Source organism: Vibrio sp. ES.051 (genome assembly GCF_002563795.1).
In the GTDB taxonomy this organism is placed as follows: domain Bacteria; phylum Pseudomonadota; class Gammaproteobacteria; order Enterobacterales; family Vibrionaceae; genus Vibrio.
Window position 1 is genome coordinate 1,164,075 of sequence record NZ_PDJL01000003.1, and the last position, 18,487, is coordinate 1,182,561.

Here is an 18,487-nt window from a genome sequence, read left to right on the forward strand (position 1 = left end):
CAGCGCATTAACTTGACAATTTTTGTTACTGCTAAGGGTATTAAGGAGCTTGATAGGCTCCTTTCACATTTAAGGGCTAGCCTAACAGCGAACACAGATACGTCGCTTAAGGAGCGCCCTTGAACTAGCCTAAGGCGCACTTCCAACACCTCTTGAGTATTTTCGAAAATGAAAGCGAGAAAATTTGCTAGCGAACGAAGGTTAAACTAACACTCGATCATTATGGAGGATGAAGAGAACAATAATAAGAGGCGATATGAATCATTTAATATCTGTAGGTGCACTGGAGTCCTTCTTGGTGGCCATCAGTGTGCTTTTTCTGGGGCATTTTATTAATGCTAAGCTACCGATTTTAAAGAAATTCAACATACCTGAGCCAATTGTAGGTGGCCTTATTGTGGCCTGCATGATTACTGCTCTTCATTTCAACGGCATCGACTTGGAGTTCGACTTGCCGTTACAAAATACATTTATGTTAATGTTTTTTGCGACAGTTGGTTTAGCCGCAAACTACACTCAGTTGATGAAAGGAGGTGCGAAGGTTTTCATCTTCTTAGCTATCGCATCGGTCTATATCATCATCCAAAACGGTATTGGCGTATCCCTTGCGACAGCGCTCGGTTTAGATCCTTTGATGGGGTTAGTCGCCGGTTCGATTACTCTATCTGGTGGGCATGGCACTGGGGCGGCATGGGCACAAACATTCCAAGACGTATATGGATTGGATAATGTTTTGGAAATTGCTATGGCGGCAGCTACTTTTGGTTTGATTATTGGTGGCATCATCGGTAGTCCAGTCGTGCAACGCCTAGTGGAAAAAAATCGGATTGAATCGGAATATGGTCGTGGTGGTCGTGATGCGAAAACTCACGAGAAATTCCCTGAGTTAGTCACCTACAACGAGTATGAAGAGGATAAAGTCACCGCTAAAAAAGTGGTTGAGAAACTCTTCTTCCTTTTGATTTGTGTGACGGGCGCGAAATATGTAGAGCAATGGGTAAGCACATATGAAATCTCATGGTTGATGATTCCGGATTTCGTTTATGCGCTATTCATTGGTGTGATCATTACTAACGTCTTAGAAGTGACGAAACTTCGCAAACTGGATACAGAAACCATCGATATGCTTGGTACGGTATCCTTATCACTGTTCTTAGCGATGGCATTAATGAGCTTAAAGCTATGGAATATCTTTGATTTGGCAATTCCGTTCTTGGTCATTTTGGCTGTGCAGTCAGTGGTTTTGGCTATCTTCACCTACTACGTTACGTTTAAGGTGATGGGAAGTAACTATGACGCTGCGGTTATTGCTGGTGGTCATTGTGGTTTTGGTTTAGGGGCGACGCCAACGGCTGTCATGAACATGGGCTCGATAGTGAACCGATTTGGTCCGTCGCCACAGGCATTTATGGTAGTCCCAATTGTTGGTGCTTTCTTTATCGACATTGTTAACTTAATTGTCCTGCAGGGCTATATCTCTTTCATCGGTTGAGCTGAGCAAAATGGAAAAACGGTCACAACAGTTGTGTTGTGACCGTTTTTTTATCTCATCTCATCACTGTTGTAACTAACGCTCTCCATTCAAAACCACAGAGAGCTGATGTTTTAGCAGCGTTTTTGGCACCACAGAACCATACCCAGCTTCCATCGCTTTATCGACTAGCTCGTTTTTACTGTTCGCTTCAAATTTATTGCGCAAGCGCGCAACATGGCCTTCGACGGTTTTGGTTGAGATCCCCATCACCATGGAGATGAATTGTGGTTTTTTACCGTACAGCAGAAGAAAAAGCGTTTCTTGCTCGCGACACGTTAACTTTTCTGGTTTGGGCTGTAAGTTTGAAAAGCGGAAGATAGATTCTTGATTAGGGTTGTTGCTGATTGCGCGGCAAACCCAATAACCAACTTCTATCACGGCGGTGTCGGTCAGTTCTCGTCCATAGAAAATGGTGCCCATCATTTTACCGTTGTCATCTCGCCACGGGGTTTTTGTAAAGATATGTGCGCGCCAACGACCATCTGGATAAGGGTGGATATCAAGGATTTTAAGGGACTCTCCCGTTGTTAGAACATGTTTATCCTGACGTTGAAATTCTTGCGCACATTCAGTGGTCGGACTCATCATCTCAAAATCCGTTTTACCGATGCATTCTTCAGGAGAGGCGTGCCCCAATAGCTCTGCGTATTTTTGATTAACGTACTGGAATACCGAGTTTTTATCTTTGCACCCCCAACAACCAGGTAGTTGTTTAAGAAGTGACTGTTCTATGGTATCAACTGAAATATTCACAAAAGGACTCACTACATACTGCTTACACCAATTCAGAGCAGTCAGTGTTTAACGGCATTGTTTCGTTTAGCATGAAGGTTAAACACGTTTTGCTAATTGGTATTCAATCCCAAAAAGCTCAAGCTAATCAGAGTTTTTAGGTAGCCATATTTGGCAAAAAACCATCTCATACTAGGAACTTAAGAGGGAGTATTGTCTGTTTCATTACAGTTATGTGCACTCACTAATGTCTGGCTGCAACTCGTATCGTCCTTGATCATGCTTTCTACAACTGAATTGTAATTTGGTTTACATCTACAGCAATCACTCAGTGACAAACATAGCGCCGAAATAATATGAGAGGTACTGCAAAACGACAGCGATAGTATCAGCTTATGCTATTGATTTTATTTTTAAATAAAAAAAAGCCAGCCTGAAGACGGGCTGGCAACACAAGATATAATCTTGTCGACATGCAGAAGAGGTTCTAAATTACCGAGCAGACCTGCCAAGTAAGTTAGAGGTATCAATAAGATACCGAGATGTCAGGGTTCGTATGAACCTTGATCTCTCGATCAATATATAAAATCTGAAGCATATAAGTAAGGAGGGAAATCCCTCTACGTTTATATCTAAGCGACCATTTTTCGTAACAACGTGATCATGATGTGTTTTGAATGTCATTGTTGTCTCGAATAATGGCTTGTTCGACGTTGATATAAATGCGTTATATCAGGACAAGGTATTTTCTATCTACCCGTTTTTGTTAGTAAAGTTGGTTGTTCATTGACCGTAAGTTAACCTCGCATGATCATCGTTCCGGAGCTATGATCATGTCAGATGGCTTGATCATATTGACTTGATCTTATGCGATTAGCTCGGGAGAATTTGCAACCCAACAGAGAAGGTATATGATGCCAAGATGTAAGCTGACCGTGTAAAGACGACTGTTCAAAATGAGTGATTCAGATAACCCCAAAGCTTTGCCATATAAGGAGTTCATGCTGCCTAAACCTGCAGAGTTGATCACGCTTCCATCTTATATGGATTGCCATGATCATGCTTACACCCAGATCGTGATTGGGTTAAAAGGGCAAGCTGAATTTGAAGTGCGTGGACGTGGTAATCTCGTCGGCCCAGGCCAAGGTTGCGTGGTGACAGCGTGCTCTGATCATGCTTTCGGTGGAGTGATTAACCAGTCGGATATTTTGGTACTTAACATGCCAAAGCCGGCCAATGATGACCCTGAAATGCTCCATAAAATCAATAGTTTGGAGAGAAAGCATGTGTATTTTCAACTTGATGGTCAAATTCAAAAACTGATACAGATGTTGGTACAGGAAATGCGAAATCATCCGGATGATCTGTTATTGAGCCGCGCTTGCAACGATACGGTCATTGCTCTGATGCAACGCCATATCTCGGTATTTGAAACCAGTCGAAAAGAATCACGTTTTGATCTAGAAGTGATTGATCGTTATATCGAACAGCGACTTAGCCATAAGATCAGCGTTGCTCAATTGGCGGGGCGAGTTTTCCTCGGAGAAAGTCAGTTTCACAGCTTATTTAAGGAACAAATGGGTATTACGCCACATCAGTATGTACTGGGTAAGCGTATTGACATGGCCCGTGAACTTATCGAGCAAGGGCACTTATCCTTGGGACAAATTGCTGAGTTTACCGGTTTTTCGAGTCAAAGCACTTTCACTCACACTTTTACTCGCCTACAAGGTATATCACCATCTAAATATAAGAAACAAATTGGTTAACAAAGCCATGAATTGAATAAACCTTCTGCTTTGTATGGTTTTGTTGCTTGTAATTCACGTGATATATCTCTCACTTTGTTTATTTTTACTTCACGTTGCGTGTCCATCTCGACTTTATCCCTAATTTATCTTCCCTTAGCTGTGAACTGACAAAAAATCTTATTGATATTCCTAACATTTTGTTGTGAATGAAATGAAAATATTAAAATATCCAACACAAAATATTGTCCATTTGAACGTGACTTTGTGGATGTTTTGTTATAAAAGCGAGTTTTTGGCAAAAATACCGTAGTTTTTGACAAGTATTCTTATCGGCCTCAAAATACACTCCAGCCATTGATAATCCTCGAAGCGGTTTTCGAGGAGTGAGATTGAGGAACACACATGTTTACAGCTACGCACGTGTTGACACCGGAATTTATCGGGCAGCCGCTTGATAAATTGTGGTCACTGATCTCGCCATTATATATGGTGGACGAGTCTCAATGGCTAGAGCAACTATTGCCACTAGCGACGCCGACAGAGGATGAAAAGTCGGCGATCACTACCCAAACAACCCAGCTTATCGAAGCCATTCGTGCCGATAAGAAGTCAATCCAGATGATTGATGCTTTACTGCTGGAATACAGCTTAGATACTCAAGAAGGTATCTTACTGATGTGTCTGGCAGAAGCATTAATGCGTATCCCTGATGCCGCGACGGCAGATTCTTTGATTAAAGATAAGTTGAGCGTTGCAGACTGGAAATCTCATCTGAAAAGTTCTGATTCAGTGTTTGTTAACGCATCAACATGGGGATTAATGCTGACAGGTAAAGTGGTTGGACTTGGTGAGCAAGGCACCCAGAGCCCAAGTCAGGCTGTAAACCGTCTGGTTAATAAATTTTCTGAACCTGTGATTCGTAAAGCCATGTATCAGGCAATGAAGATCATGGGTCACCAGTTTGTTCGTGGCCGTACGATTGAAGAAGCGCAAAAGAATGGTCGCCCAATGCGCGATAAAGGCTTCACCTACTCATTTGATATGTTAGGTGAGGCGGCGCTAACAACCGCTGACGCGAACAAGTACTTCAAAGATTATCTAATGGCCATCGAAGCCGTGGGCCGAGAGACTTACGGCAACGACACCAGCCCAGCGCCTTCAATTTCAATTAAGCTTTCAGCATTGCACCCGCGTTACGAAGTGGCAAACGAAGAACGTGTAATGACTGAGCTGCATGACACGTTAATGCAACTATTAAAGCGTGCGATAGAAGTGGATGTTGCCATTACGATTGATGCAGAGGAAGCCGATCGTCTTGAACTTTCTTTAAAACTATTTGAGAAAGTGTACCGCAGCGACCTCGTTAAAGGTTGGGGCAAGTTCGGCTTGGTTATTCAGGCGTATTCGAAACGCGCTCTTCCTGTGCTGGTATGGTTAAACGCGCTGGCAAAAGAGCAGGGCGACCTTATTCCACTGCGTTTAGTGAAAGGTGCCTACTGGGATAGCGAAATTAAGTGGTCTCAACAAGCGGGGTACGAGAACTACCCAGTTTACACTCGTAAAGAAGGGACGGACGTCGCGTTCCTAGCGTGTGCTCGCTTCCTATTGAGCGAAGGCGTGCGTGGCAATATCTATCCGCAGTTTGCGAGCCATAACGCTCACACAGTGACCGCGATTGCTGTTATGGCAGAACATAAGGAGTATGAGTTCCAACGTCTACATGGTATGGGAGATTCACTGTATAACCATGTTATGGAAATGTATGGTCAGCCAGTACGTATTTACGCTCCTGTCGGTAGCCATGCTGATCTTCTTCCTTATTTAGTTCGTCGTCTGCTTGAAAATGGCGCCAACAGCTCGTTTGTACATCGATTGGTTGATGCGCGTTGTCCGATTTACGAGTTGACGCATCACCCTGTTGATGTGTTAACGAGTTTTGACACGCTACACAACGACAAAATCCCATTACCGGCGGATATTTTCCCTGAACGTAAGAACTCATATGGCGTCAATATTGACATCGACAGTGAAGCGAAGCCATTTGACGCGCAGGTAGAAAGCTTCATGGACAATCAGTGGGTTGCAGGCCCGATGATCAATGGTGAACGTTTTGCCGAAAGCATGATCAAGGCGAACGCAGCAGAGATCATCACCGCACCATACGATCGTCGAATAGAAGTGGGTCAAGTGGCGTTTGCTACTCTTGATCATGTTTCCGCAGCCATTGAAGCAGCGCAAGCCGCTTTCCCTGATTGGAAAGGGGTTAGCGTTGAGCAAAAAGCAACATGCTTAGAAAAGCTTGCGGACTTGATGGAAGAAAACCTCGCTGAACTGGTGGCAATTTGCCATAAAGAAGCAGGTAAGACGATTCACGATGGTATTGATGAAGTCCGCGAAGCGGTCGATTTCTGTCGTTACTACGCGAAACAAGCACAAAATCTGCAACCATTTGAGCTGGAAGGCTTCGATGGCGTGAAACGTATTTCGAGCCGTGAAGGTCTGGGTGTGTTTGTGTGTATCAGTCCTTGGAACTTCCCGCTTGCGATCTTCCTTGGTCAGGTGACCGCAGCGCTGATTGCCGGTAACACTGTTGTTGCAAAACCCGCGGAGCAAACCAGCTTAATTGCCGCTCGTGCTATTGAGTTGATACTTGAGGCCGGTTTCCCTGCCGGTGCTATTCAACTGATCACAGGTCGCGGTGGGGAAATTGGTCATGCACTGACTTCTCATGATGCGATTGCAGGTGTGGCGTTTACTGGATCTACTGCGACTGCACAGCGGATTAATGTCACGTTAGCGCAGCGCACGGCTAAACCGGTTCCGTTTATTGCGGAAACGGGTGGTCAAAACGCGATGATCGTGGACAGTACGGCACTGCCAGAGCAGGTTGTGCGTGATGTGATTCGCTCAGCGTTTGCTTCGGCAGGTCAGCGCTGTTCTGCTCTGCGTGTTTTGTTTGTGCAAGAAGATGTCGCAGATCGAATGATCAACCTGATTCAAGGTGCGATGAAAGAGCTGCATGTTGGTCTGCCTTACCTACATCAAACGGATGTAGGTCCGGTTATTGACTGTAACGCCAAACAAAAACTCCTTGCTCATCTAGAGCACATGAGTAAAACACAAACTAAAGTGGCTCAACTACAGCTTGACGAACTATGCCAGCATGGCGATTTTGTTTCGCCAAGTGCGTTTGAAATATCAGGTATTCATGTACTAAAAGAAGAGCAATTTGGTCCTATCTTACACATTGTTCGCTTTAAAGCTGCTGAGTTACCAAACGTAGTCGCGCAAATCAACCAAACTGGATTTGGCTTGACGATGGGTATCCATAGCCGAAATGAAACCACTTACCGTTGGATTGAGAAGCACGCTCGCGTGGGTAACTGCTATATTAACCGAGATCAAGTCGGTGCCGTGGTTGGTGTTCAGCCATTTGGTGGGCAAGGCTTGTCAGGTACAGGTCCGAAAGCGGGTGGTCCACACTACCTGTTCCGTTTTACTCAGCATCTTCTTGCTCAAGCAGAGAACGCATAAGGAGTCGTATTATGGTTCATCAGATCACCTATTTTAAAGATGCATTTTCTGCGTGGGAGCAGTGGAATCTGACCGATTTTGATTACAAATGCGAGCATATGCTGGCATTTAAATCTGCACTAGAAGCGCAACAATCTGCTGTTGCTAAAGTGGTTTCGTATCACTTGCAGCAAGCGTCGGCTCTTCTTGCAGAAACTCACCAATTAGTGGGCCCTACGGGTGAAACTAACGAACTGTATACCGCAGGCCGTGGTGTGGCTTTGGTGATTTGTGAAAACAACATCGAACCCACGGAAAACGCATTATACAGTGCATTTGCAATGATCACCTGTGCCCTGATTGCAGGTAACAGTGTGATTGTGTGCAGTGACAATGCAAAGCTAAACCAATTGGTTAAGCACGCTGTATCGTCGATAAACTTCCCATCTAACTTAGTCCAAGTGGTTGCGTACGATGCGTCTGCTCCGTTGCTTGAGAGTGACGTACGTAGTGTGGGTTATGTTGGGTATTCACAGGTTGAGCATGCGCTCAATCTTCAACTGGCTAAGCGCGATGGCGCGATCGTCGGCTTAGTTTCTGAAACGGATTTAGAGTCATTGACATTGGCTCACGATCCTCATCTTTCGTTGCGCTTCATTACCGAGTGCACTAGAACGATAAATATTACCGCGGTGGGTGGTAACGCGACTCTACTCGAGTTGGGGAACGACACTCACTAACCTGACTTGTGATATCCATCTGGTTTGATAGCTGATCCTGATGGGTGTCTCTTACTTTGATGTATTACTGAGCCGGTAAAATATTAGAGCAGGCAAGGAAGGAAATTATTATAACGAGGACTATCTAATGATAGAAAATAGCTTTGCTATCACGTCCACTTTTGTGGCGTATTTACTGATTATGGTTGCTATTGGCGTTTACGCGTATAAGAGGACTTCCAATTCATCTGATTACTTCCTAGGTGGCCGTAGCCTAGGTCCGTGGCCAGCGGCATTATCTGCAGGTGCATCAGACATGAGTGGTTGGTTGCTATTGGGTTTACCGGGTTATGCATATGCTGCGGGTATCGAAGCTTTTTGGCTCGCTGGTGGCCTGCTTCTTGGTACATGGGCAAACTGGTTGATCAGTGCTAAACGTTTGCGTACTTATAGTATCCAAACTGATTCGTTAACGTTGCCAGAGTTTCTGTCACGTCGATTCAATGATAAATCGAAACTGATCCAGACAATCTCTGCGTTTTTCATTCTTTTATTTTTCCTTTTCTACACCAGCTCAGGTTTGGTTGCAGGGGGCAAACTGTTTGAGACGGTATTCGGTCTAGATTACACCTATGCGGTAATCATCGGTACAGTATGTGTGGTTTCTTACACGCTATTCGGTGGTTTCCTCGCGGTATCTTGGACTGACTTAGTACAAGGTCTGTTGATGGCAGCGGCACTAATGATTGTTCCTGTTACGGTTATGGACGGTGGACTAGGGCAGCTAACTTCTGATCTACGTGACATCAACCCAGAGCTTGCAACGCTATGGAATGACGTAAAAGGTGAACCGCTATCGGCCATTGCGATTATCTCTTTAGCTGCATGGGGGCTGGGCTATTTTGGTCAGCCACATATCTTAGCGCGATTTAAAGCGACTCGTTCAAACAAAGACCTCACGACTGCACGCCGTATCGCTGTGATTTGGACTGCACTGTCTATGGTTGGCGCGATGCTGGTTGGCTTAGTGGGACTGGTTTGGGTGACGGGTCATCCGGGTACTCAGCTAGAAGATGGTGAGAAAGTCTTCATGCTATTAGTGAACGCGGTCTTTCATCCCGTGATTGCAGGCATGTTGCTTGCTGCAATTTTAGCCGCAGTCATGAGTACGGCTGACTCTCAGCTTCTTGTGTCTTCTTCCGCCCTTGCCGAAGACTTCTATAAGCAAGTATTCAAACCAAGCGCGTCTTCAGAAGAGATAGTTATGATTGGCCGTATCGGTGTTGTCGTGATTTCTTTTGTGGCGTTATTCTTGGCAATGAATCCAGACAGCTCTGTACTTGGCCTTGTTTCTTACGCATGGGCAGGTTTTGGTGCTGCATTTGGTCCAGCCGTTGTGCTGAGCCTTTACTGGAGTGGCATGAACCGCAATGGTGCCCTAGCCGGTATTCTTGTTGGTGGTATCACTATCGTAGTATGGAAGCAGCTAACAGGCGGTTGGTTTGATGTTTACGAAATCGTACCGGGTATCATTTTCTCTACGATTACTATCATAGCAGTCAGCAAGCTAACAGGTGGTGCAGGACAAGACGTGCTAGATCAGCATAAGTCATACCAGAAGAAATTGATTGACTTAGACTAAGTACTACAAGCGTCATCGTATCAAAAAGGCCCGCTCATCCAGCGGGCTTTGTTTTATCTGCTCCATCGCTTCTAAAGTCAGCGCATGAGGGAGCCAAGGTAGGTAGACTTCGAGATTTCTTGTCTACGAACAACCGCTTGATGTGCTTCTTCCATTCGCTCTAAGCAAGTTGGGATGAGCTTAAGGCGTTTGGTTTCCATAGCGGGTCTCCTTGAGCATAATTATTACTAAAAATCATTTAAACAGAAACACTTAGTCACACCTAGTTATCTTAAGAACATTAATCGCTTGGTTTGCTGGAGAGAAGCTGCGAGAATTGGCGCGTTATAAACATAAAATGGTTTAATATGAAATTTCTAGTAAGAAACTTAGCTCGTGAGACAACAGAGCAAGATATCCGTACACTGTTCTCCAACTACGGTAAGGTTGAGTTGTGTACATTAGTGCTTGATCAAGAAACGGGTCTATCGAAAGGGTTTGGTTTTGTGAGCATGCCTGATGAAGCAGAGGCTTCAGCAGCGCTGGAGGCTCTAAACTTGTCTTCGGTTCATAATAACAAGATTCGCGTGAAAGTGGCGCAAGACTAGTTTTACCTCCACAGCTGAGACTGAGGCGCTATCTGTCCGTCCACTACTCAAGTGGACTAAAAACCAACGGTGATGTTGGTTTAACTAGTATATGGCGATGCTCTTCAATCAGAGACGTCGCTATCACTTCAATTCACACTGTAAATTGCACTTATCAAGTGAAGTGAACGTCTGATTTGAGTGACTTCTTACCGAGTTAAGTTGTGAGTCACCACCATCGTCTATGTGTGATGTGTCGTAATATTGCACATATAAATACGTTTTTTATAATAACGGAATAAAAGTTGAGGTCTGACCAATGTCTCAATTTGTTTAGACGTTAGTTCAATTTTTTGAAGATAGTACACAAAAAGTTAAAGGGGCTTTTTTATTGTGGAATTATTTTGAACAAAATATGTCAATTGTCAGTAGTTCATAAAAAAGCAGGGAGAAAAGAAATGCCGGATATATATTGCTCAACTTGTAGAAAATCAACACAACACAAGGTGATCATGAAGCGTTGTGAGTCACAACCCGTTGAAACTTTAGCAGGTAAAGTGGTGAGTTTTACACAGTTGATGGCGAAATTTGTATCGGGCGAGCACTACTATGAAATGGAACCGCAATACTACTGCCGTTGCTGCAATAATCGAGCGATTGGTGAAGTGATTCCACACCCTGCAAGACACACCTCTGCAATACTCTAATTGAGCCGCTATGCTGCTAATGGTTGCAGGCTAGATACGGGCGAACCGTCGAGAATCATTGGGCGTTCATAAAAGCGTATCTATGTACTAAAAGTTTTACGATCTCGTGATAAACCGTAGTGAATGTCGATTGGTCGATACCAACCGGTTTTATACGCGTGTTGTAACGTTAATATTGCTTTCCCTTCAGTCACTTTCCTTATTATTGTCTTACCTCTACCACATTGCCTCTGTTTGACGCTTACTTTTACTTTGTTGGCTGCAAAAATCATAAGTAAAGGCTTTTTACGAACACGCCTTGAGCCGTATACCATTTGGCTCTGCCAGTATTTATCCATATGCGTCTTGATCAAACCTGTTTCTCGATCTTCGGAAAGTTTGCCAAAGCGATTGAATTAATGCCGGAAATTGAAGAGTGTTACTCACTTTCTGGTGGCTTCGATACTATGGTTAGGGTTAAGAGTATAAAAGCTTATCAGGAATTCATGTCGGGTAAGCTTGGAACACTGTTAGGAGTCATTCAAACGTGCAGTGAGGTCGTGATGGAAGAGCATAAAATTGAGTTTGGAGTGAATCCTGAGTTAATAAGCTAGCGTGTGGAGTCTCAACAGTAACGAATTATTTTGAGATCAAAAAAGGAGCTGTGAAGCTCCTTTTTATCGTTTTGACAAGCAAAGGTTATGCGCTGATCAGCGTGCTAATAACACCTATCAAACCACCAAACACACCACCCCAGACAACGAGCCAGCCAAGGTGTTCTTTGATCATTTTTTGCACCATTTCTTTGACCAATGCGGGGGTTAATTCACTCAAGCGTTGATCGATAATCCCTTCAATATTTTGCTTAATTTCATCCATCATCGCTGGCGATTCAAACTGTTCTTTCAACGCTTCTTTGACGGCATCGCTTTGGCTAAGCTCGGTTAGAGACGTTTGCATCTTTTCAACGAAAGGTTGTTTCATTGGCTGCAGAGCTTCTACGCCACCAAACATCGTCAGCATGCCGCCAAATTGAGAGGCTTCAATTACTTCCACCAAAGAGTCGAATGCTGGGCTGAAATCGACTTTATCGATGACAGGTTGAAGATTAATACTTGCGCTGCCAGTCATCTCTTGATTTAAAAAACGATCGATATTTTCTTCGGTAAAAAACTGCTCCATCATTAGGTTTTTGATGGCAAGTTTGAACGCTTCAAAGCGCGCTGGAATGACACCAGACCCGTATAAGCCAGGCACTTTTTCAAACAGCATGTGTATTGCAAGCCAGTTGGTGATGGCACCAGAAAACGCAAACAGTCCCGCATACCAAAGATAATCGTGTTGTAGTTGATGACCTGCCCCCATTAAAGCGATAGCGAGGAGATTCGTTAGCAAACTTTTGTTCATAGTGATCAGTTATTCATGAATGAAAGAAGAAATAAGTAGGCATGATTCTATACCTAAGTTACACCGAGATGCTAGGTTGAGGGAACAAGGGGTAGGGAGTATTGGCAAAGATTCACGTTATTTATAACCGGCCAAAAAGAACAAAACCCGACAATTATTGTCGGGCCACTGCTTTTTCTTAGTAAAACTAAGATAATTTTTTTAGAGACGGTAAATCTTATCGCAAAGCTGGCATTTCCATCTCTCTGAATAGCCAAAGAGTTTGTCAGCCCAACTTGTTTTTACTTGAATGATCTGCATTGAACCACATTTACACATAAGCTAATTACCTTATTGTTAACCTAATAACCCACTAAGTATAGCTGCTTCTTAAAAAGTGAAATGACAAATGAAGCCAGTTTGATACTCAACATGTATTCTATGCAATAGGTATACACTATCAGGGCAAAGTGTGATCGTTGTCATAGTGAACGATCCACATATGAGAAGCCATCCTCGCCACTTGAACATATTCATGTGGTTATAGGTCAAATAATCTTATGAGGTAACACTCAGTTCGTGGTCGCGTTTGCAACCTGAGTCATTTTGGATACACAAAAAACGGCGCATAAAGCGCCGTAGTTATTGATTGCTGCCGTTTAGGAAACCTGTTGATTTTCCAACTCGTCAGCAATGAATCCCCCCGTTTGATGGGACCAAAGTTGAGCATAGATTCCATTATTTGCGATCAACTCTCGATGCGTTCCTTGCTCTACAATGTTGCCTTTATCTAGGACTATCAGGCGATCCATCTGCGCGATGGTCGAGAGTCGATGCGCGATAGCGATAACGGTTTTACCTTGCATCAGTTCATTCAAGCTTTCTTGAATGGCGGCTTCGACTTCCGAGTCTAATGCTGAGGTGGCTTCATCTAACACCAACAATGGTGCGTCTTTTAATAGCACCCGAGAAATGGCAATACGTTGACGCTGACCGCCAGAAAGCTTCACGCCGCGCTCACCTACTTGAGCATCATAACCGACATTCCCAAATGGGTCGGTTAAGGTTTCGATAAACTCATGAGCGTGTGCTTGCTTAGTGGCTTTGAGTAAATCTTCTTCTGTTGCGTCTGGGTTACTATACAATATGTTATCGCGAATCGAGCGATGCAATAGCGAGGTATCTTGGGTAACCATGCCGATCTTTGCACGCAGAGAGTCTTGCGTCACTTCGGAGATATCTTGTCCATCGATTTTTATGCTGCCATCTTCGACATCGTGGAAACGCAGCAACAAGTTTACTAGCGTCGATTTCCCCGCGCCGGAACGGCCAACGAGGCCCACTTTTTCTCCTGGTTTAATATTGAGATTAAGGTGACTGATTACCTCTTTATTTTCACCATAATGAAAACTCACGTCGTCAAAATGAATGCCACCCTCGGTGACGACTAACTCCCTTGCGTTCGGTTTGTCTTTAATATCAATCGGTTTAGAGAGTGTCTTCATTCCATCGACAACGGTGCCCATATTTTCAAAGAGGGCGCCAACCTCCCACATTATCCACATCGACATGCCATTGATACGTAGTGCGAGGCTGACCGCAATAGCAATCGCCCCGACACTGATCGCACTATCAAGCCACAGGTAGATCGATAGCGCTGCAACGGCAAATACGAGAACGTAATTAGAGATCTCGACGGCAATATCAAAACCCGTTACCAAGCGCATTTGACGATATACCGTATTCAAGAATCCTCTCATTCCTTGTTCAGCATATTGGGTTTCACGCTGGCTATGAGAAAAGAGTTTGACCGTTTGAATATTGGTATAGCTATCCACGATGCGCCCTGTCATGGTGGAACGAGCATCGGCTTGGTCGGTGGCGATAGCTTTGAGTTTAGGAACGAAATGAATCTGAATGGCGACATAGGCGAGTAACCAGACGACCATCGGAATCATTAAGCGCCAGTCTGCAGTCGCTAACATAATGATCATGCTGGTGAAGTAAACCGTGACGTACACAAAGACGTCCATGGTTTTCATCACGGTTTCACGGACTGCAAGCGACGTCTGCATGACCTTAGTCGCGACACGGCCTGCAAAGTCATCTTGATAGAAGTTCAGGCTTTGATTGAGTAAATAGCGATGCGCAAGCCAGCGGATCGACATCGGATAGTTACCCAATAGTGTTTGGTGAACGAGCAAAGAATATACGATAACCAAGATTGGCATCACCACGAGCAGTAAAGTGCCATAAAAAATCAGGTCCGCTTTATTGTCTTGCAAAAAAGTCTCAGGGTTACTGGTGGAAAGCCAGTCAACCAGTTGTCCCATTGCACCAAACAACATCACTTCTACCACCGCGACAATCGTTGCCATCAAGGACATGATGATCAGAGGTTTTTCATAGCCACGGGTATAGTAACGCAGAAAAGCGAGCATCCCTGAAGGGGGCTGGTCAGGCGAAGATTTGGGGAACGGCTCTGTAAAGCCTTCAAATCGTTTAAACATAACTTATCCTAAAGTTTAAAAGGCCATTTGGGGTGGCTGAATCCATCGATTAACGCTGCTTAGACAAAGCTGAGCGTGTAAGAGTGTTATTGTCTGCTAGATGAAAAGCAAACAAGTTTATGAGAGGAGGCGAAAAAACGAGTCTAACCGATTGAGGGGGAAATGTAACTAGTTGGTTATGGACGCTATTGTCTATTGGCCTGATAAGTATGCGAATTTTTTCTAATTTTCATGGCAACACACCACACCTTAAACCCGCAAGGTAACACGAAAAAATCGGACTCAATCAAATAATGGCAGTGAAAATAGCACAACTGAAGGTAACAATGAATTTACAGTAGGTTCACATCTAGTGAGAAGGGATGTATTGATGTTATTACTCGACTCAGTGCCCCAACTCTGCGGCAATATTCTTTAACTGGAAACCGTGAATGATGGCGACGTGATGGCGATATCACCATCGGCGTACGATACTTCTACCATAGAATCCATTGGCGGTGGCTCGGTGCGCTGTATGCTCAGAGACGTGTTTATACCAAGCTGTAAAGCGGTAATATAATTTAAACTTCATAAGTCGTTACATAACTCGGCGCTTTAACGCTTTACATCTGGCGCGACTAGATGAACACTCCTGCACAGAGTACAATGGTAGTCGACACACAGTAGAGTCAGTAAAACATGATGAGCAACACGACGGCGAAAAAGCCGAATCCTTTATTCGAGATCCTCTTTAACGTATTCATTCCTTCATTCATCTTGATGAAATTTAGTGGTGATGAGCACTTAGGGACAGCAATGGCACTGGTTGTGGCTTTGCTATTTCCTATTGTTTACGGCGGTATGGACCTCATCCGTAACAAGAAATTCAACTTTATTGCTGCCCTCGGTTTTGTCAGTGTGTTACTGACGGGTGGTATTGGCTTACTTGAGCTCGATACACGCTGGCTGGCATTGAAAGAAGCATTGATTCCCGGTCTTATCGGTTTAGCGGTGTTGGGCTCAACCCTTACACGCTACCCGTTAATGCAGAAAATGCTGCTGAATGACACCGTGTTAAATCTCTCTTTGATCAAGGAACGTTTAAAAGAAAACAACCAATCAGAAGCGTTTGAGCGTTGCCTAATGTCATCAAACTACCTTTTCGCGAGTACCTTTGCGTTTTCCTCTGCGATGAATTATTTCTTAGCAACGTGGATCGTCACCAGCCCTGCAGGGACGCCAGCATTTAATGAAGAGTTGGGTAAGATGACGCTATACAGTTACCCAATGATTGCGATTCCAAGTATGCTGATGATGTTCGGTATTTTTTATTATGTTTGGCGTCAAATTCGTTCTATGACCGCTCTTGAAACCGAGCAAATTTTCCACATAAAGTAAACCTCAACACTCTGAACACTAAGGGGAAGAGCTCTCTTCCCCTATCTTCTTCACACACTCTTCTATCTCATTGTTCTGCGCTTAAATTCTCTTATCCATCGTTCAGTGTTGACCTCGCTCACCATGATAGGGGCGACTTTCGCTCTTTTTATGAGAGCCCACACAAAAAGTATGATAAAAATGAACAAGTATATTAAGTCATGGTGCATTGCTTATCCATCTGATTTAACATGATTTTTTTAAAACCTTGCTGCATTTATAAAAAACATGTTCGGATCAAAAAAATTAAAAATGAGGCGCTAAAATAAGAATTCGCGAGACTTAAAGAAAAGTACCAAACCGACATGCCTTGTTGGAAGCTTAACGTACGATTTGACCAACACGACATGGCGAGAAGACTGCAAGATACGCTTCGAGCAGGCTGGTATTTCCGAGTGTTGGAAGAAGGCGATATCGGTGCAGGTGACGAGATTATTCTGTGTGAAAGACCATTATCCAAAATGGCCACTGGCTCGTATTTTGGGCGCGGTTTTCAGATAGAGAAGAACTCACTAAACTGTTTGTGAACTGCCGTTAGTCGAGTCTTGGGGCCGCTCATCGAACGCCGCCTAGAAACCAGTCAAGTAGAAGACTGCGAAATGCGCTTGGTTGGCCCAACTCGGGTTTATGCCCAACAGTGAAACGCTCTGAACTGGTTATGGCGTTAAGAGCGTGGCTTTTTTGTTTACTTCGCGCTCGGCGCTGAACGTTTCGGCTTACCTTGGAACTGCTTAATGCTCTTCTTCGCATTAGTCCGGCGGTTGGCTTTTTTATCGCGAGGCGCGCGGTTGCTCTCGCCTGTCGAAGGCTTGTCTGTCACAGGAAAACCTTCCAGATCTTGCACTGGCAGTCCACGTTGAGTGAGGTTACGAATCGCGCTCAGTGCGTCCATTTCACCATGGCATACCAGCGAAATGGCCACACCTTGCTTTCCTGCTCGAGCTGTACGCCCTACTCGGTGAACGTAAGTTTCTGCATGCATTGGCAATTCAAAATTGATCACCACAGGCAGTTGTTCAATGTGAACGCCGCGCGCTAATAGATCGGTGGCGATAAGTACCTTTGTCTGCCCAGATTTAAACTGCGCCAGTACTTCTTCTCGCTCATCTTGGCTCTTGTTACCATGCAGCGCATTGGTTGAGATTCCAGCTTTATTCAACTTCTTCGCCAAACCATCGGCGTTCTCTTTCGCACTGATAAAGACCAATACCTGCGTCCAAACATTTTGCTTGATAAGTTCAACCAACGCCTTGATCTTACTGCCTTTATTGACCAAATATAGCGTTTCAGTGATGTCTTGGTTGGTGCTGTTTTCTTGATGCGCAGTCACCTGTTTTGGGGCGTGCATCAACTGCTTGGCTTTTTCCTTCAACTCTTCAGAGAAGGTCGCTGAGAACATCGCGGTTTGGCGCTGATTTGAGGTTTGCATCGCGATGTTTTTTACATCTGGCCAAAAGCCCATATCAAGCAAACGGTCAGCTTCATCCAACACTAGGTAATGAATATTGCTCAAATCCAAGCCGTTGTCTGCTAGGTCAACCAAACGACCTGTCGTCGCGACAAGGACATGAGGCTCGTTCGCCAGCGCCTGTTGTTGTTGCTCTTTATCAACGCCACCACACAAACACACTGCTTTAAGACCAATAGCTTGACCGACTTGGTTGATCGCTTCACTCACTTGCATTGCCAGCTCACGCGTTGGCACTAGAATCAGCGCTTTTTGCTGAGAATTTACGTTGAGTTTTTCTAACAAAGGCAAAGCATAAGCAAGCGTTTTGCCGCTGCCCGTATTCGCCAATGCCAACACGTCTTTGCCCGCTAACAGTTCAGGAATCGCTAACGCTTGAATATCGGTCGGCTTCTTGAAGTCTTTTGGCAGTGCGTGAATCAGCTCAGAACTTAATGAGAGAGTAGAAAATGGCATTAACTTAACCTTGTGCTTTTGGTTGAAGAGGCAATAAAAACAATGAAGATGCGGTAGAGCGCAGGCGCGGACTTTACCACAATCTGCTAGGTGAACCATCCTATTTTA

Annotated in this window: 12 protein-coding genes and 3 pseudogenes; 10 read left to right on the forward strand and 5 right to left on the reverse strand. The window is 44.4% G+C overall.

The window, feature by feature from the left end:
* The first annotated feature begins 256 nt into the window (after positions 1-256).
* Entirely contained in the window at positions 257-1,492 is a 1,236-nt protein-coding gene (gene gltS / locus ATG66_RS05965) for a sodium/glutamate symporter (protein WP_098414425.1), read from the forward strand.
* Positions 1,493-1,567: 75 nt separating this feature from the next.
* Here gltS and ATG66_RS05970 read toward each other — a convergent pair whose 3' ends face one another.
* On the reverse strand, positions 1,568-2,287 hold the full coding sequence (locus tag ATG66_RS05970) for a helix-turn-helix transcriptional regulator (protein WP_179885600.1): 720 nt from the start codon (positions 2,285-2,287) through the stop codon (positions 1,568-1,570).
* A 935-nt stretch (positions 2,288-3,222) separates the two neighbouring features.
* On the opposite strand from ATG66_RS05970, the gene ATG66_RS05975 reads away from it, so the two are divergent.
* The 4 genes from ATG66_RS05975 (at position 3,223) to putP (ending at position 9,891) form a co-directional block, all read left to right on the forward strand.
* On the forward strand, positions 3,223-4,035 hold the full coding sequence (locus ATG66_RS05975; RefSeq protein ID WP_098414427.1) for an AraC family transcriptional regulator: 813 nt from the start codon (positions 3,223-3,225) through the stop codon (positions 4,033-4,035).
* Positions 4,036-4,419: 384 nt separating this feature from the next.
* Positions 4,420-7,551 carry a bifunctional proline dehydrogenase/L-glutamate gamma-semialdehyde dehydrogenase PutA gene (gene putA / locus ATG66_RS05980; RefSeq protein ID WP_098414428.1) on the forward strand — a complete coding sequence of 1,044 codons (3,132 nt, stop codon included), beginning with the start codon at positions 4,420-4,422 and terminating at the stop codon, positions 7,549-7,551.
* Between the two features lie 11 nt (positions 7,552-7,562).
* The gene (locus ATG66_RS05985; RefSeq protein ID WP_098414429.1) at positions 7,563-8,270 is read left to right on the forward strand and encodes a 1-pyrroline-5-carboxylate dehydrogenase; all 708 of its coding nucleotides are present in this window, start codon (positions 7,563-7,565) and stop codon (positions 8,268-8,270) included.
* A 127-nt stretch (positions 8,271-8,397) separates the two neighbouring features.
* Positions 8,398-9,891 (forward strand): sodium/proline symporter PutP, encoded by a 1,494-nt coding sequence (putP, locus tag ATG66_RS05990; RefSeq protein ID WP_098414430.1) that lies wholly within the window; start codon positions 8,398-8,400, stop codon positions 9,889-9,891.
* A gap of 63 nt (positions 9,892-9,954) precedes the next feature.
* Here the strand turns inward: putP and ATG66_RS21020 are convergent.
* A pseudogene (locus ATG66_RS21020) lies at positions 9,955-10,091 on the reverse strand (GNAT family N-acetyltransferase); the annotation flags it as partial.
* Positions 10,092-10,238: 147 nt separating this feature from the next.
* On the opposite strand from ATG66_RS21020, the gene ATG66_RS05995 reads away from it, so the two are divergent.
* From ATG66_RS05995 to ATG66_RS06010, 3 genes and pseudogenes are all read left to right on the forward strand, one after another.
* Complete coding sequence (locus ATG66_RS05995; protein ID WP_098414431.1) at positions 10,239-10,478, forward strand: RNA recognition motif domain-containing protein; 240 nt, start codon at positions 10,239-10,241, stop codon at positions 10,476-10,478.
* A gap of 437 nt (positions 10,479-10,915) precedes the next feature.
* Complete coding sequence (locus ATG66_RS06000; protein ID WP_098414432.1) at positions 10,916-11,164, forward strand: hypothetical protein; 249 nt, start codon at positions 10,916-10,918, stop codon at positions 11,162-11,164.
* Between the two features lie 314 nt (positions 11,165-11,478).
* Positions 11,479-11,757, forward strand: a pseudogene (locus ATG66_RS06010) (Lrp/AsnC ligand binding domain-containing protein); the annotation flags it as partial.
* Positions 11,758-11,842: 85 nt separating this feature from the next.
* On the opposite strand, the gene ATG66_RS06015 reads toward ATG66_RS06010, so the two are convergent.
* Both ATG66_RS06015 and ATG66_RS06020 read right to left on the reverse strand, forming a co-directional pair.
* Entirely contained in the window at positions 11,843-12,550 is a 708-nt protein-coding gene (locus ATG66_RS06015) for a DUF445 domain-containing protein (protein WP_098414434.1), read from the reverse strand.
* Between the two features lie 638 nt (positions 12,551-13,188).
* Positions 13,189-15,039, reverse strand: coding sequence for an ABC transporter ATP-binding protein (locus tag ATG66_RS06020; RefSeq protein ID WP_098414435.1), 1,851 nt, complete (start codon positions 15,037-15,039; stop codon positions 13,189-13,191).
* Positions 15,040-15,720: 681 nt separating this feature from the next.
* On the opposite strand from ATG66_RS06020, the gene ATG66_RS06025 reads away from it, so the two are divergent.
* Both ATG66_RS06025 and ATG66_RS06030 read left to right on the forward strand, forming a co-directional pair.
* Complete coding sequence (locus ATG66_RS06025; RefSeq protein ID WP_098414537.1) at positions 15,721-16,416, forward strand: VC0807 family protein; 696 nt, start codon at positions 15,721-15,723, stop codon at positions 16,414-16,416.
* A 326-nt stretch (positions 16,417-16,742) separates the two neighbouring features.
* Positions 16,743-17,096: pseudogene (locus ATG66_RS06030) on the forward strand (MOSC domain-containing protein); the annotation flags it as partial.
* Positions 17,097-17,140: 44 nt separating this feature from the next.
* On the opposite strand, the gene ATG66_RS06035 reads toward ATG66_RS06030, so the two are convergent.
* Entirely contained in the window at positions 17,141-18,379 is a 1,239-nt protein-coding gene (locus tag ATG66_RS06035; RefSeq protein ID WP_098414436.1) for a DEAD/DEAH box helicase, read from the reverse strand.
* Between the last annotated feature and the right edge of the window lie 108 nt (positions 18,380-18,487).

Coding starts and splice junctions, on each gene's coding strand:
- gltS (WP_098414425.1), top strand. CDS start 257: ATGAATCATTTAATATCTGTAGGTGCACTGGAGTCCTTCTTGGTGGCC.
- ATG66_RS05975 (WP_098414427.1), top strand. CDS start 3,223: ATGAGTGATTCAGATAACCCCAAAGCTTTGCCATATAAGGAGTTCATG.
- putA (WP_098414428.1), top strand. CDS start 4,420: ATGTTTACAGCTACGCACGTGTTGACACCGGAATTTATCGGGCAGCCG.
- ATG66_RS05985 (WP_098414429.1), top strand. CDS start 7,563: ATGGTTCATCAGATCACCTATTTTAAAGATGCATTTTCTGCGTGGGAG.
- putP (WP_098414430.1), top strand. CDS start 8,398: ATGATAGAAAATAGCTTTGCTATCACGTCCACTTTTGTGGCGTATTTA.
- ATG66_RS05995 (WP_098414431.1), top strand. CDS start 10,239: ATGAAATTTCTAGTAAGAAACTTAGCTCGTGAGACAACAGAGCAAGAT.
- ATG66_RS06000 (WP_098414432.1), top strand. CDS start 10,916: ATGCCGGATATATATTGCTCAACTTGTAGAAAATCAACACAACACAAG.
- ATG66_RS06015 (WP_098414434.1), bottom strand. CDS start 12,550: ATGAACAAAAGTTTGCTAACGAATCTCCTCGCTATCGCTTTAATGGGG.
- ATG66_RS06020 (WP_098414435.1), bottom strand. CDS start 15,039: ATGTTTAAACGATTTGAAGGCTTTACAGAGCCGTTCCCCAAATCTTCG.
- ATG66_RS06025 (WP_098414537.1), top strand. CDS start 15,721: ATGAGCAACACGACGGCGAAAAAGCCGAATCCTTTATTCGAGATCCTC.
- ATG66_RS06035 (WP_098414436.1), bottom strand. CDS start 18,379: ATGCCATTTTCTACTCTCTCATTAAGTTCTGAGCTGATTCACGCACTG.